General features: G+C 37.5%; 13 protein-coding genes and 2 tRNA genes. 2 read left to right on the forward strand and 13 right to left on the reverse strand.

Annotated elements, in window-relative coordinates; genetic code table 11:
* The 3 genes from BM350_RS22485 to BM350_RS22495 all read right to left on the reverse strand — a co-directional run bounded on the left by BM350_RS22485 (nucleotide 1) and on the right by BM350_RS22495 (nucleotide 744).
* Nucleotides 1-91: transfer RNA gene (locus BM350_RS22485), tRNA-Ser, on the reverse strand.
* A gap of 8 nt (nucleotides 92-99) precedes the next feature.
* A tRNA-Asn gene (locus BM350_RS22490) sits at nucleotides 100-174 on the reverse strand.
* Between the two features lie 105 nt (nucleotides 175-279).
* A complete protein-coding gene (locus tag BM350_RS22495; RefSeq protein WP_090917271.1) occupies nucleotides 280-744 on the reverse strand; it encodes a SprT family protein in 465 nt (154 codons plus the stop codon).
* Between the two features lie 107 nt (nucleotides 745-851).
* Between BM350_RS22495 and cmpA the strand changes: the two genes are divergently transcribed.
* Nucleotides 852-965: a cortex morphogenetic protein CmpA gene (gene cmpA, locus BM350_RS22500; RefSeq protein ID WP_020063275.1), complete on the forward strand. Its 114-nt coding sequence runs from the start codon at nucleotides 852-854 to the stop codon at nucleotides 963-965.
* Nucleotides 966-1,056: 91 nt separating this feature from the next.
* Here the strand turns inward: cmpA and BM350_RS22505 are convergent, their stop codons facing one another.
* The 6 genes from BM350_RS22505 to acpS form a co-directional block, all read right to left on the reverse strand.
* Nucleotides 1,057-3,228, reverse strand: a complete 2,172-nt coding sequence (locus BM350_RS22505; protein WP_139207705.1) for a Tex family protein — start codon at nucleotides 3,226-3,228, stop codon at nucleotides 1,057-1,059.
* Nucleotides 3,229-3,294: 66 nt separating this feature from the next.
* Nucleotides 3,295-3,645: a type II toxin-antitoxin system endoribonuclease NdoA gene (ndoA, locus tag BM350_RS22510; protein ID WP_020063273.1), complete on the reverse strand. Its 351-nt coding sequence runs from the start codon at nucleotides 3,643-3,645 to the stop codon at nucleotides 3,295-3,297.
* A gap of 4 nt (nucleotides 3,646-3,649) precedes the next feature.
* Nucleotides 3,650-3,937 carry an antitoxin EndoAI gene (locus BM350_RS22515; RefSeq protein ID WP_000004571.1) on the reverse strand — a complete coding sequence of 96 codons (288 nt, stop codon included), beginning with the start codon at nucleotides 3,935-3,937 and terminating at the stop codon, nucleotides 3,650-3,652.
* 239 nt (nucleotides 3,938-4,176) lie between these two features.
* On the reverse strand, nucleotides 4,177-5,346 hold the full coding sequence (alr, locus tag BM350_RS22520) for an alanine racemase (RefSeq protein ID WP_090917267.1): 1,170 nt from the start codon (nucleotides 5,344-5,346) through the stop codon (nucleotides 4,177-4,179).
* 248 nt (nucleotides 5,347-5,594) lie between these two features.
* Nucleotides 5,595-6,542: a LolA family protein gene (locus BM350_RS22525; protein ID WP_139207707.1), complete on the reverse strand. Its 948-nt coding sequence runs from the start codon at nucleotides 6,540-6,542 to the stop codon at nucleotides 5,595-5,597.
* 156 nt (nucleotides 6,543-6,698) lie between these two features.
* Nucleotides 6,699-7,058, reverse strand: a complete 360-nt coding sequence (gene acpS, locus BM350_RS22530) for a holo-ACP synthase (protein ID WP_090917263.1) — start codon at nucleotides 7,056-7,058, stop codon at nucleotides 6,699-6,701.
* An 88-nt stretch (nucleotides 7,059-7,146) separates the two neighbouring features.
* On the opposite strand from acpS, the gene BM350_RS22535 reads away from it, so the two are divergent.
* Nucleotides 7,147-7,716, forward strand: coding sequence for a rhomboid family intramembrane serine protease (locus BM350_RS22535; protein ID WP_090917261.1), 570 nt, complete (start codon nucleotides 7,147-7,149; stop codon nucleotides 7,714-7,716).
* Between the two features lie 2 nt (nucleotides 7,717-7,718).
* Here the strand turns inward: BM350_RS22535 and uvsE are convergent, their stop codons facing one another.
* The 4 genes from uvsE to BM350_RS22555 form a co-directional block, all read right to left on the reverse strand.
* Nucleotides 7,719-8,681: a UV DNA damage repair endonuclease UvsE gene (gene uvsE / locus BM350_RS22540; protein ID WP_090917259.1), complete on the reverse strand. Its 963-nt coding sequence runs from the start codon at nucleotides 8,679-8,681 to the stop codon at nucleotides 7,719-7,721.
* A 99-nt stretch (nucleotides 8,682-8,780) separates the two neighbouring features.
* Nucleotides 8,781-10,337 (reverse strand): degradosome RNA helicase CshA, encoded by a 1,557-nt coding sequence (locus tag BM350_RS22545; protein WP_090917257.1) that lies wholly within the window; start codon nucleotides 10,335-10,337, stop codon nucleotides 8,781-8,783.
* A 619-nt stretch (nucleotides 10,338-10,956) separates the two neighbouring features.
* Nucleotides 10,957-12,333 (reverse strand): UDP-N-acetylmuramoyl-tripeptide--D-alanyl-D-alanine ligase, encoded by a 1,377-nt coding sequence (murF, locus tag BM350_RS22550; protein ID WP_090917255.1) that lies wholly within the window; start codon nucleotides 12,331-12,333, stop codon nucleotides 10,957-10,959.
* Between the two features lie 62 nt (nucleotides 12,334-12,395).
* Nucleotides 12,396-13,484, reverse strand: coding sequence for a D-alanine--D-alanine ligase (locus BM350_RS22555; protein ID WP_090917253.1), 1,089 nt, complete (start codon nucleotides 13,482-13,484; stop codon nucleotides 12,396-12,398).
* Nucleotides 13,485-13,658: the final 174 nt, after the last annotated feature.

Here is a 13,658-nt window from a genome sequence, read left to right on the forward strand (position 1 = left end):
TGGCAGAGAAGAAGGGATTCGAACCCTCGCACCGCGTAAGCGATCTACTCCCTTAGCAGGGGAGCCCCTTGAGCCACTTGGGTACTTCTCTATATTATATGGCTCCGCAGGTAGGACTCGAACCTACGACCGATCGGTTAACAGCCGATAGCTCTACCACTGAGCTACTGCGGAATAAAAAAGATATTTTTTATCTTATAAAAAATCATTTTACAAGTCAAGCACTTCCTACAATGTCTTGTAGTGAGCTGACATGTTTATAATATACTGGATTGATTTTTAACTGTCAAGGTGTTTTTTCACCTGCTTCAAACGCCCTTTACACTTTCCGCAAACGTAGCGATTTGTATCCATTCTTCTCCTTCTTATATATTGAAAGCCACACGATAAACAAACATATATGTATTGTTTCTTCTCTTTCCTCTCATCGGGGATTCTTTTGCAAAAACGCGGCGCATCTACCTTATTCAACAACTCACGAAAATCCCTATCCCTATGTTGATACCCTTTTCTCATAAGGTGTAAATGATAATGACAAAGCTCATGCTTAATTACTGCAATTAATTCCTTTTCTCCATAAGTTTGATAATAACGATAATTTAATTCTATATTGTGTGTCCCCAATATATACCGTCCGCCTGTCGTACGTAAACGTTTATTAAATGTTGCTTTATGCAAAAAAGGTCTCGCAAAATATTTTATCGATACTTCCTCCACTAATCCCTGAATATCTATTTCACGCATCCTTATCTCTCCTACCCATAAAAATAAATCTACACGTCTTTTTTGTCTCATGCATACATTAAATAGTACATATACCCATCCTCATTCCTGTAAAAGGAGGGATTCATATGCCAGCATGGCTTCGCAAACAAATGCGGCGTGCTTATTATGAAAAAAACCGCTATCAAATTAAATTACTTAACGAATGCTGGTTTTTTTATAAAAAAAAGCAACATCCTTAGTAAACAAAGGGAGCGGACTAACATTCCACTCCCCTTTCATTCAACTAATAGAAAAGTTATTCATAGGCGCGGCACCCAATCATTCATTTTTTCAGCCTTCTGTCGGCAGCATAGATAAGGCGACGCGTCCCTTTTTCATATCAATCTCATCGACCCACACTTTTACAATTTGTCCGACAGAAACAATATCTAATGGGTGTTTTACAAACTGCTTACTCATTTTAGAAATATGAACCAATCCATCTTGCTTCACACCAATATCTACAAAAGCACCAAAATCAACAACATTCCGAACTGTACCTTCCAATTCCATACCGCGTTTTAAATCTTCTAGTTTTAAGATACCTTTTTTAAGAAGCGGCTTTGGTAATTCATCACGTAAGTCTCGCTCTGGACGAATAAGGGCATCAATAATATCGCGCAGCGTAGGTTCGCCAATATTTATTTGCTCTGATAACGAGGAGATTTCTACTTCCTCTAAACATTTTTGCAAATGGGGTTGTCCAACATCTGTAATAGATAATCCTAAACTTTTCAATAATAACTCCACATTCTTATATTGCTCTGGATGAATACTCGTTCGATCAAGCGGATTCTCACCTTCTACTACACGTAGAAAACCGATACATTGTTCATATGTCTTTGCACCTAAGCGCGGTATATCTTTCAGTTCAGCACGTTTCGTAAACTTCCCGCTCTCTTCACGTTTTTTTACAATATTTTTCGCAACAGTTTTTGATAAACCAGAAACATATTGCAGCAAGGAAACCGAAGCCGTATTTACGTTCACTCCAACTTGGTTTACAGCTGTTTCAACAACAAACGTTAATGATTCATTCAACCGTTTTTGCGACACATCATGCTGGTATTGTCCCACACCAACAGATTTCGGATCAATCTTCACTAATTCTGCAAGCGGATCTTGCAAACGTCTTCCAATGGAAACTGCACTTCTTTCTTCAACTTGTAAATTAGGAAACTCTTCTCTCGCTAAATCTGATGCAGAATACACACTTGCACCAGCTTCATTAACAATAATATAAAACACATCACGCACAGCCTCCTGTAGTACATCTACTACAAATTCTTCTGTTTCACGAGAAGCCGTACCATTTCCAATTGCAATTACTTCTACTTCATACTTTTCTAAAATTGAAATACACTTCTTTTTCGCTTCTTCATATTTCTGAACAGGCGGATGCGGATAGATGACATCAATATAAAGCACTTTCCCTGTATCATCTACAACTGCCAGTTTACATCCTGTACGATAAGCCGGATCTACAGCCAATACTACTTTCCCCTTCATCGGCGGTTGTAACAATAAATTTCGTAAATTCTCTGAAAAAATATGAATTGCTTGTTCTTCTGCTACTTCTGTTAACTCTTTACGAATTTCCCTTTCAATAGACGGTTGAATTAAACGCTTATAACCATCTTCCATCGCTTCTTGTACATAAGAAGCACTTGACGCGTATGAATTATGAATTACTTTTTTATGTAAAAATTGAAGAATGTCTTCAACCGGAGGAACAATTGTTATTTTTAAAATTTCTTCTTTTTCACCGCGATTCATAGCCAATATACGATGAGGAACAACCTTTTGCAGCGGCTCTTCATAGCCATAATACATTTCATATACATTTTTTTCGTCTTTTTCTTCATCTTTTACAACTGCTGAAATCGTTCCTTTTCTAAAGGTAGTATTACGAATCCAACTACGATAAGATGCTTCATCGGACACATATTCCGCAACAATGTCTTTTGCACCCTGCAGTGCTTCTTCTGGTGATTGGACTTCTTTCCCCTCATTTACGAACATTTTTGCTTTTTCTAGCACATCATCCTTCGCAAACGTTAATAGCCAATCTGCTAAAGGTTCTAATCCCTTCTCTTTCGCAATTGTCGCTTTTGTTCTTCGTTTTTCTTTATATGGACGATATAAATCCTCCACTTCTTGTAGTTTTGTTGCAGATACAATGTTACGACGCAATTCTTCTGTAAGCTTTCCCTTTTCATGAATTAAACGCAACACTTCTTCTTTACGATTTTCAAGCTGAGTGATATATTGCCATCTTTCTAAAATCGAACGAATTTGCACCTCGTCTAACGAATTTGTCCATTCTTTTCGATAACGAGCAATAAAAGGGACTGTATTACCTTCCTCTGTTAACTCAATAACATGACGAACTTGCTTCTCTGAAAAATTCAATTCTTTCGCTAACATTTTCATTAATTCTTGGCGGTTATCTACCATTTCCATTTGCAACAAAACCTCCTTCAATAATAAAAAAAGTTGCTCTTAAAAGAGAGCAACTTCAACGTTGAACTAAAAATCTATCAGTCCTAGACTAATTTGCAGAGCTTCATCTACACGATTCATCATCAGATCATCTAACTGAGTGATTTTGTCCGTTAAGCGCTGCTTATCGATTGTTCGAATCTGTTCGAGCAAGATAACCGAATCTCTCTCAAATCCATACTTTTTTGCATCGATTTCCACATGGGTGGGCAATTTTGCTTTCTGAATCTGTGCAGTAATGGCCGCCACAATTACAGTAGGACTAAAGCGATTCCCAATGTCATTTTGAATGACAAGAACCGGACGAACGCCTCCTTGCTCAGAACCAACAACTGGGGAAAGGTCTGCAAAATACACGTCGCCGCGTTTTACAATCAAAAGATTACCCCCCGCTAACTAAGCGTTCTACTGTATGAGCTGCTTCATACTCTGCTAAGAAAGCTTCAGATGCAATACCAAGATTGATTTTTCCCATTTCAATGTACCCACGTCTCATTGATTCATGCTGGTAGCGCTTCTTCGTTTTATGTTGGCGCAATAGCAATTGTGTTGCCTGGCAAATAAGTTCATGGCGATTCTTATTCTCTTGTTTTCCAATTCCGTCTAATTCTGTTACCACTTGTTTCGGCAACCGAACAACGATTTCAGTAGTTACACTTGATTCGGACACAAAAATACACCTCCACCGTCAACTACACACACATATATGACACCTATTGTAATAATACCATTGTATAGGGCCTGTTGCAAAGACTTCCTAATGTCTTGTTTTATGTTTTCCAACTTGGAAATAAAACATTCATTTCTCTGTACTTTTCTATGTTATTCTTCTAAAGCGAGTTTCCCAAATTGCCATCTAGTAAAAAACATTGCTATTATAAGCATACATTTAAACTCCGGAAGCCCCTTTTATATATCACTCAAATAATTTACCACCTCTACAACTTTTCCATTTTTCACATATACACGTGGAACACGAAAACTAATCGTTGCAATCAATTCATAATTAATTGTCCCTAAATACTCTGCAACCTCAGTAACACTAATATACTGATCGTCTTGTCTTCCAATTATAGTGACTTTTGTCCCAAGCGGTACTTCATATGGCATGTGAAGCATCAGCATATCCATTGTAATTCTCCCCACAATTGGCACTCTTATACCATTTACAAGAACTTTAAGTCCTTGCAACCTACGCAACCAACCATCAGCATATCCAACGGGCAATGTAGCAATCCATTCTTCTTTTTCTGTTCGATAAGTGACGCCATAACTAATACCATCACCTTTTATCACCTGTTTTATATGCGCAACCGTTGTATGCCAAGACAATGCCGGTTCAAGCTTAATTGGTAAAAAAGGGCCGATCTGTATAGATGGAGTCAATCCATACATCGCAATTCCTATTCTGACGGCATTAAAAGTAATGTTTTGAAAACGTAAAGTTGTCGCACTATTAGCTGTATGAATAAACTTTGGATTCACTCCAAATTCTTTTAGCCAGCTTAATTGTTCTAAAAAAGTATTATACTGCTTATCAAAGTAAGTTGTTACTACTTCATCAGCTGTTGCAAAATGAGTATAAACTCCTTCAAACTTAAGAAAGGGAGCACCTTGTAGACTCTTTAGAAATTCTTTCAATTCATCTTTTTCACGAATTCCAATTCTCCCCATCCCACTATCGAAGTTAAGATGAAAATGTAATGAATCTGAAGAACACCACACCTTCTTCGCTATTTCTATCCATTCTTTTTGAAATACAGTTAATGTAACATCATTCTCCGCTGCCACATTAACATCTTCTGGACGTGAAGGACCTAATACTAAAATAGGCGATTTAATTCCAGCTCTTCTCAAAACCAAAGCTTCATCTAAAAAAGCAACAGCTAACCTTGTTGCCCCCGCCGCTAATGCTGCACTTGCAACTTGCACTGATCCATGACCATATGCATTTGCTTTCACAACAGCAAAAATCTCTACACCTTTCGGGATAATAGACTTAATACGAGTTAAATTCTCATAAATCGCATCTAAGTTTACCTCGATCCACGTATCACGATAAAATGGCGATTTTTCCATCTAGAAAAAACACTTCCTTTATACGATATGCAAAGCTTATTCTTTTATATTCACTTTTTTCTCACCTTTATTTCATCAGATTACATAAAAATTTTTATCAATAAAGTGAAACTTCCATCAGTGGTTTTTTTTTTATCCCCCATCTAGCTTCCTTGTTTCTCTCTGCATCTTGAGTGCCCGTTAAAGCGGGATAAATTAAACCGTGCTAAAAAACGTGGTGTACACTGTAGTCACCACGTCTTAGTTGTTTACTTTACTTGTTTCTGAGTCACAGAGCGTGCTACCATTAATAATTCTTCTTGTTTCAAACCTTTTGATACAAGCATATACTCCGCCCCATTATGTGACCATGTAACAGAATCTTTTGTTAATGCCCCAATAGTGAAACCTAAATCAACAGGCTCCCCGCTTACACTTTGCATAGCAATAGTTGGTGCTACTTTCGCCTTTTCTTGTATTAATGTAAAACTCTTCTTATTACCAGTGTACGTGAGAATGCTACGTTTTCCATTATCTTCATTAAATTCTTTCTCTTCTTTTAAAGTCATGCCTTGTGGTGTATCACTTGGGTACAAAACAGCTAATGGTTTTTCTTGTTGAGCTGCCGTTTGTATATCTACTTGTGCTCTAGACATATTTTGCTTCGTATCAAATGCACCTTTATCAAATTTCGCATCAAACTTTACTTTCGAAAAATCTACTTGCACAAGAACATTTTGATCGTTATCCATCAACTTCACCGAAACAGGCGATAAATCTTTTTTATTAAATGTAATTTGTTGCCTTGGCAACATATTTTGATGATGATAGTTTGTTTTTGTTTCAAACACATAATATTTGTCTGTTTTCTTAAACGAACGGTCCTTATCATTCAAAATATCCCTTACAAGTGATTCATATAAATATGCTTGACTGCTATTTTGCGGCCAATCACTTTGAAAGCGAAAACTTTTATTTAAAGATGGAGTAAGAACAAACACACCTTCATCATTTCGTAAAATAATTTGACTTTGATCTTTCTTTGCGTTTTTTAAATTAACTCGGTAATACGAGGGCTTACTATACCAAACTTCAACATCATACACTTGTGGTTCATTTCCTGTTTTAATCGATAGTTTCGCTTCGGCTTGATAGCTTTTCATGTCTTTTACTCTTTCATTCAAATCTTGCACAACATCTTCTTTCTTCTTCTCCATGCAACCTGCTAACAGAAAAACGGTCAACAAACCGACAATAAACAAAAATAGCCGCCTTTTCATACGTTCAGCCCCTTTGTCTCAATAAGTAAGTGGAAGAAAACCTCTTCCTTAACGCTACTCAAATATATGAGACAAGGAGATGAAATATGCAGACTAGCTTGACGGGCTTTCTAAAACAACCTGCGCTACCGCAAACTCTCGGCTATGGCTAATCGAAAGATGGATAGTATGACTTGTATTCGCAAGCAAAATAGGTTTTCCTCTTTCATCATTCATAATTTCAATATGCAAAAAACTAACCTCTTTTCCAATTCCAGTACCAAGCGCTTTCGAATACGCTTCTTTCGCTGCAAAGCGCCCTGCAACAAATTCACTACGTCTCTTTCCTTTTAACGTGTATGCCACTTGGCGCTCATTTTCCGTTAAAATACGCTCTATAAATTTCGGTTGCCCTTCTATCATCTTTTCAATTCTTTCAATTTCAATAATATCGATTCCAACTCCTACAATCATATCCTTCCGTTCCTTCCTTCTATTTTCTCTCTCACTTTCATATTGTAAGAATAACAGACAATACGTTAACAGCAAAAGGAGTGTAAATATGAATACTCCATTAAAATACTCATTTTCTTCTTTCCCTCCGATTACTACGGCACTACTTTTTATACAACTTGTTTTACTATTGTTAGGGAATAAGAGCTTATCTATCGGAATCGCCTGTAACGAGTGTATAGCTGACGGAGAATGGTGGCGACTCATTTCTCCATTACTTGTTCATACAACATTTTCTCATTTCCTATCCAATAGCATCTGCTGCTTTGCGCTTGGATTTTCATTAGAAAAACAACTTCATAGCATTCGATTTTTATTTGTGTTTCTTACGTCTGGAATTACCGGAAATATTGCCTCTTACTTTTTATTTTCGCCCCAATATACTCATACAGGAGCTTCTGGTGCTATTTTCGGACTACTAGGAGTGCAGCTTTACCTATTCTATATGCAAATTCAGCCTACTAGAAGAAAAGAAATTCTTCTCTTTGTTATCATTTTATTTATTCTCCTTGCATTTACATTTCTTGATCCAACAACAAATTCAATTAGCCATCTAACCGGATTACTTACAGGAGCTTGCTTAGGACCATTATTCATAAAAAAAACAGATGGTACATAAGCTTATTTCACCCAAAAGCTTGCACCATCTATTATCTCCACTCCCGTCTTACCTATCATATCCCTCATCAACCGTAAGAGAGCTTCGTCTTTTTGTTTCGCTTCTATCATACAGTGAATTTCCGGAACACTTCCTTTTATATATTGCAAAAAAGAAATAAAATAATCAGAATCAATAAAATCGGCATGCGCCCGCGGATCCTTCCCTTCTCGCGGACTCGAAATATGCATTTTAATCGCCAAAGGGGATTGCTCCCACGTTTGCACAACACGTTCCCAGTGGGTTTCCCATTCTTCTAAATCATGATTCATCATATGATGATGTAAATCAAAAACTACCGGGGTTCCAAGTTTTTCCCCTAAGTATAGCGTCTCTTTTAAAGAAAATGTTGTGTCATCATTTTCTAGCATAATCATCTTTTGAATCCATGCTGGAACAAGCGACCAATTTTCAATAAATTGTTCTAGCGCTTGTTCTTTATCCCCATATGCACCGCCAACATGTAAAACACAACGATGCGTTCTATCGATTCCCATTCCCTGTAGTAACTTCCCATGCATCTGTAATGTTTTTAGAGACTGCTTTAAAATGGGTGGACGCAATGAATTTAAAACAACAAAATGATCTGGATGAAAGTCAATTCGCATTCCTTTTTGTTTTGCGTATTCTCCAATTTTCCGTAAATTTTCTTGCAAAGGCTTTATATAATCCCACCCTAACAATGCCTCATGGTTTGCCAGAGGAATTAATTTCGAACTTAAACGAAAGAATGAAATATCATGTCCATAATTATGCTTTAACAACCGTAAACAATTCTCCAAATTAGAATTAGAAATCCTCTCTAATTTTTTGATTGCCGCTTCTCGGTCTTGTATTCGCTGAAACTGTGCATACGTCATTGTTTGCGAAGGAGAAGCATCCTTGACATGCACACTCATCGCAACATATCCAAGCTTTACAAGCATTCCATTTCCTCATTTCCGATACAAGTTTCTATGTAGTATGTCCAAATGAAGAAACAAAAAAGACAGCCTTTCGAAAAAGGCTGTCTCTTTTCTATATATTTAGTTAGATTGTGGTTTACGGCTTTGATGCTTTCTTTCGCCACCGCGTCCTCTAGGAGCTCCAGAACGCCCTTCACGCCCTTCGCGTCCTTGACCTTCTCCTTTACGACCGCCACGATTGCGGTTGCCATCACGGTTACGGCCGCCTTCACGATTACGATTGCCTTCGCGGTTACCATCACGATAACCACCTCTTCCGTTTCCGTTTCCGTTTCTCTTTCTAGAACGATCTTTTGAAACTACTGGCGGCTCTGATGTTAAAGAAACTGGCGTTGCATCCGGCTCTTTTGTCATCATTTTTAAAGCACCTGCTACAACCGCTACAGAATCATGCTCTTCTAACAGCTCTTCTGCAATACGTTTGTAGTATGATAAGTTTTCACTTTCAATAATGCTTTGAAGCTTTTCAGCGATTAAACGTTGTTGGCCTTCTAAAGCTTCATCTAATGTTGGCGGGTTCATACGATCTATTTTACGTTTTGTTGTACGCTCAATATTCTTTAATTGACCCGTTTCACGTGGTGTTACAAATAGCATCGCAAGACCCGTTTTACCTGCACGACCTGTACGACCAATGCGGTGTACGTACGATTCAGGGTCTTGTGGAATATCAAAGTTATATACGTGCGTTACACCTGAAATATCAAGACCGCGCGCTGCTACATCTGTCGCAACAAGAACTTCAATTGAACCTTCTTTAAATTTACGTAATACAGAAAGACGCTTCGCTTGTGTTAAATCACCATGAATTCCTTCTGCTGCATAGCCACGTAAGTTTAATGCTTCTGATAATTCATCAACACGACGCTTTGTACGACCGAACACGATTGCAAGCTCTGGAGATTGAATATCTAATAAACGTGTTAATACGTCAAATTTCTTTTTCTCTTGCACTTCTAAATAGAACTGCTGAATGTTTGGCATTGTTACTTCTTTAGCTTTAACCTTAATATGTTTAGGCTCACTCATGAAGCGTTCAGCAATGCGACGGATTGGATCTGGCATTGTTGCTGAGAATAATAATGTTTGGTGTGTTTCAGGAACATCTGTTAAAATCGCTTCAATATCTTCAATGAAGCCCATATTTAACATTTCATCTGCTTCATCAAGAACAACTGTCTCTACGTTTTGCAGACGAAGTGTTTTACGTTTAATATGATCTAAAATACGTCCTGGCGTACCCACAATGATGTGTGGACCTTTTTTCAACGCGCGAATTTGACGGTTAATATCTTGACCGCCATAGATTGGTAAAATGCGCACACGCTTATGCTGACCAATTTTGTATAGCTCTTCACCTACTTGAATTGCTAACTCACGAGTTGGCGCGATAACGATACCTTGAACTGTATCTTGACGTGTATTTACTTTTTCTAATAGTGGTAATCCAAATGCAGCTGTTTTTCCTGTACCTGTTTGAGCCTGACCAATGATGTCCAAACCTTGTAAGGCTACTGGAATTGTTTCTGCCTGAATTGGTGTTGCCTCTTCAAACCCCATGTTTTCAACAGACTGTAACAAAGAACTGCTTAATCCTAACTCTCGAAATGTTGTCAATTTTACTTCTCCTTTTCTATCTAAAATAGCCCAGATTATTCCTTCTTCTCATATTTACAGGATATCCAAGTAAGGTTGGGCTAAGTCTTCTTCAGACAAAATGCGTCATCAGCGCAAGGTTGCCTGACAATTATAATAAAACTAGCTTTTGAAAAATGAATGTAACAAGTATGCGTACTTCAAACATCCAAACGTAAAGCTAGATAAAAGTAGTCCCGAGACAAATTTATCCCGCTATTCTTGGGCAGTAAACCCCCAACTTCAAACAATTATAACTTTCAAATGGCAGGAGTAATTATCCTAACTATCCATTCAAAAAAGACATTTTCCGTGTTTGCGGAAAATGCCCTTTCCCTTATGTTCACATATATAAACGGGCCTACATTTATCACAAAAATACTCTACAACGTTATTACACCCTATCAATTATAAGTTTTGTATGGGTAAAAAGCAAACCCAACTCTTCCCTTATTTTACATATGGACTTTTCCATCTTTATTCTAGCTTTTCACTCTCCGTGTTGTAAGCGTTTCTTTTTATCACGTATTAACGGGCAGTAACCAAGTAGTAGCACAGACCATATGCAGAGCAACAAAGAAACCCCTTACTGATGGAAGTTTCACTTTATCATCGTGATAATTTCTTCTAATTTCATTCCACGAGATGCTTTTACTAATACAACGTCTTTCACATCAACGACTTCTTTTAAATCTTTAACAAGTTCTTCTTTATTATCGTAAGCCTTCACGCGTTCATTAGAAAAATTAATTTTTGCACCTTCTGCCATTTGCGCCCCTAACGTACCGTACGTAAATACATATGCAATACGGGCCGGATCAATTAGTTTTCCAACTTCATAATGAAATTGTACTTCTTGGTCACCAAGCTCCAACATATCGCCAAGCACGAGAATTTTTTTGGAAAATCCATTTAATTCACTCATTAAATGGAACGCCGCTTCCATCGCTGTCGGACTTGCATTATATGCATCATTAATAATTGTTAACCCTGCATCCGTTTTTACAACTTCCATACGCATGCCTGTCATTTTCAAATTCACTAAACCTTGTTTCATTTCTTCCCACGTTACGCCAAAGAACTCAGCGACCGCCATTGATGCTAATGCGTTATATACATTATGTTTCCCAAGAACGGGCAAATAAAACACTACATCCTGCGCTTGATTCATTTTAAATTGTGTACCTGTCGCTTCCAACTTTACAGATACTGGGTAGTAATCATTCGCTCTTGCATCACCGAATGTAATTGTCTTTGCTGATAAATTCATGCCTGGCACACGTGTAGTTAACAATGGCTCATCTCCGTTATAAACAAATACACCATTATCTTGTAAACCTGTCACAATTTCTAACTTAGCTTCTGCAATTCCATCACGAGAGCCCAAATCCATTAAATGTGCTTCTCCAATATTTGTGATAATCGCTGCATCAGGACGAGCAAGCTTTGACAAAAATTCAATTTCACCACGACTCGACATTCCCATCTCTAATACAGCTATTTCTGTATCTTCTTCTAAATTTAAAATTGTCAACGGAAGTCCGATATGGTTATTGAAATTCCCTTCTGTTTTTTGCACTTTAAATTTTGCTCCAAGTAAGCTTGTCACAATATCTTTCGTTGATGTTTTTCCGTTACTCCCTGTTACACCAACTACTTTCACATTTAATTGATCACGATAGTTTTTCGCTAATGTCTGCAATGCTTGTAGTGTATCTTCCACAAAAATAACTGGTACATTTTCTGGCGGGTTGGCTACACCTTTTTTCCACAGCGTTGCAACAGCACCATTTTCTATCGCTTTCCTCGCAAAAGTATGACCATCAAAACGTTCTCCTTGAATCGGAACATATAAATTTCCTTGTTCAATCTTTCTTGTATCAATGGAAACACCTTTTATCGCTATATCATTCCACTGCTCCGCTAAACTAGTTCCACATACCATTTGCTCAACTTGCTTCGCTGTTCGTTGTATCATATAAAAAACACTCCTTACAAGGAAGAAACACTATTCATTTGAATAGTGCTTCTCCTTTCTTGTTAGATTGTATATTTAATTTTTTGTTTTTCTTCATGACGTTCAATCGCTAAGCGCACTAATTCTTGAATAAGCTCTGGATACGCCAATCCTGTATTTTCCCATAATAGAGGAAACATACTAAATGGCGTGAATCCTGGCATTGTATTTACTTCATTAATAAATACATCACCATCTTTCGTTAAGAAGAAATCTGCTCGTGTTAATCCCGCACCGTCTAAAGATTGAAATGCACGAATCGCATACTCTTTAATCTTCTCATATTCCGCTTCCGTAATTTCAGCAGGAATAACCATCGCCGTATCGCCATCAATGTATTTTGATTTATAATCATAGAATTCTTTTTTAGCTACAATTTCACCTACAACCGAACATTTCGGTTCATCATTTCCTAATACACCAATTTCCACTTCACGACCAACAATATTCTCTTCTACGATGATTTTACGATCGAATTGGAACGCTTCTTCAAATGCACTCTCTAACTCAGCACGATCTTTACATTTATTAATTCCAACGCTCGAGCCAAGGTTTGCTGGCTTCACGAAACATGGATAGCCTAATGTTTCTTCAACTTTTTCATACGCCGCTGTGCGATTTTTCTCCCAAGCACTGCGAATGAACGAAACATATTTTGCTTGCGGTAAGTCCGCTTCTGCAAAAATATTTTTCATAATAACTTTATCCATACCTGCAGCCGATGCTAATACACCGTTCCCTACATATGGAATATTCATAAGTTCTAACAAACCTTGCACTGTTCCATCTTCACCATTTGGTCCATGTAATAACGGGAAGATTACATCAATTGCATTCTCTTTATCAGAAGCTGACATCGGGATAATCTCTGAACTTAATGATACAGGAGAAATTGCGTTCTCTTCTCCGTTCAATTGTAACGCTTGAACGTTCTTTACTTCACCTTCAATACGCTCGCCGCGAATCCATTGTCCTTGTTCAGTAATATAAATTGGATGAACCTCAAATTTTTCTTGATCTAACGCTTTACTAACAGCAAAAGCTGTTTGTAAAGAAACTTGATGCTCTGCTGATTTCCCACCATATAATAAACCTAATTTAATTTTCATAATGAAATCACCCTAATCGTTTGTTTTCATTTTTCTATTGTAGCACTTTTTGCGAAAATAGATAGTTCCTATTTTCGTAAAAAGCGAAACTGACCACAAATAGTGAGATAGCCACGTCGTCATAACAATTTTTCTAGTTATGTACCTAATAATATGAGAAAAAGAACCTATTTGTGT

The organism is Bacillus sp. 103mf (assembly GCF_900116295.1).
GTDB lineage: Bacteria > Bacillota > Bacilli > Bacillales > Bacillaceae_G > Bacillus_A > Bacillus_A bruguierae.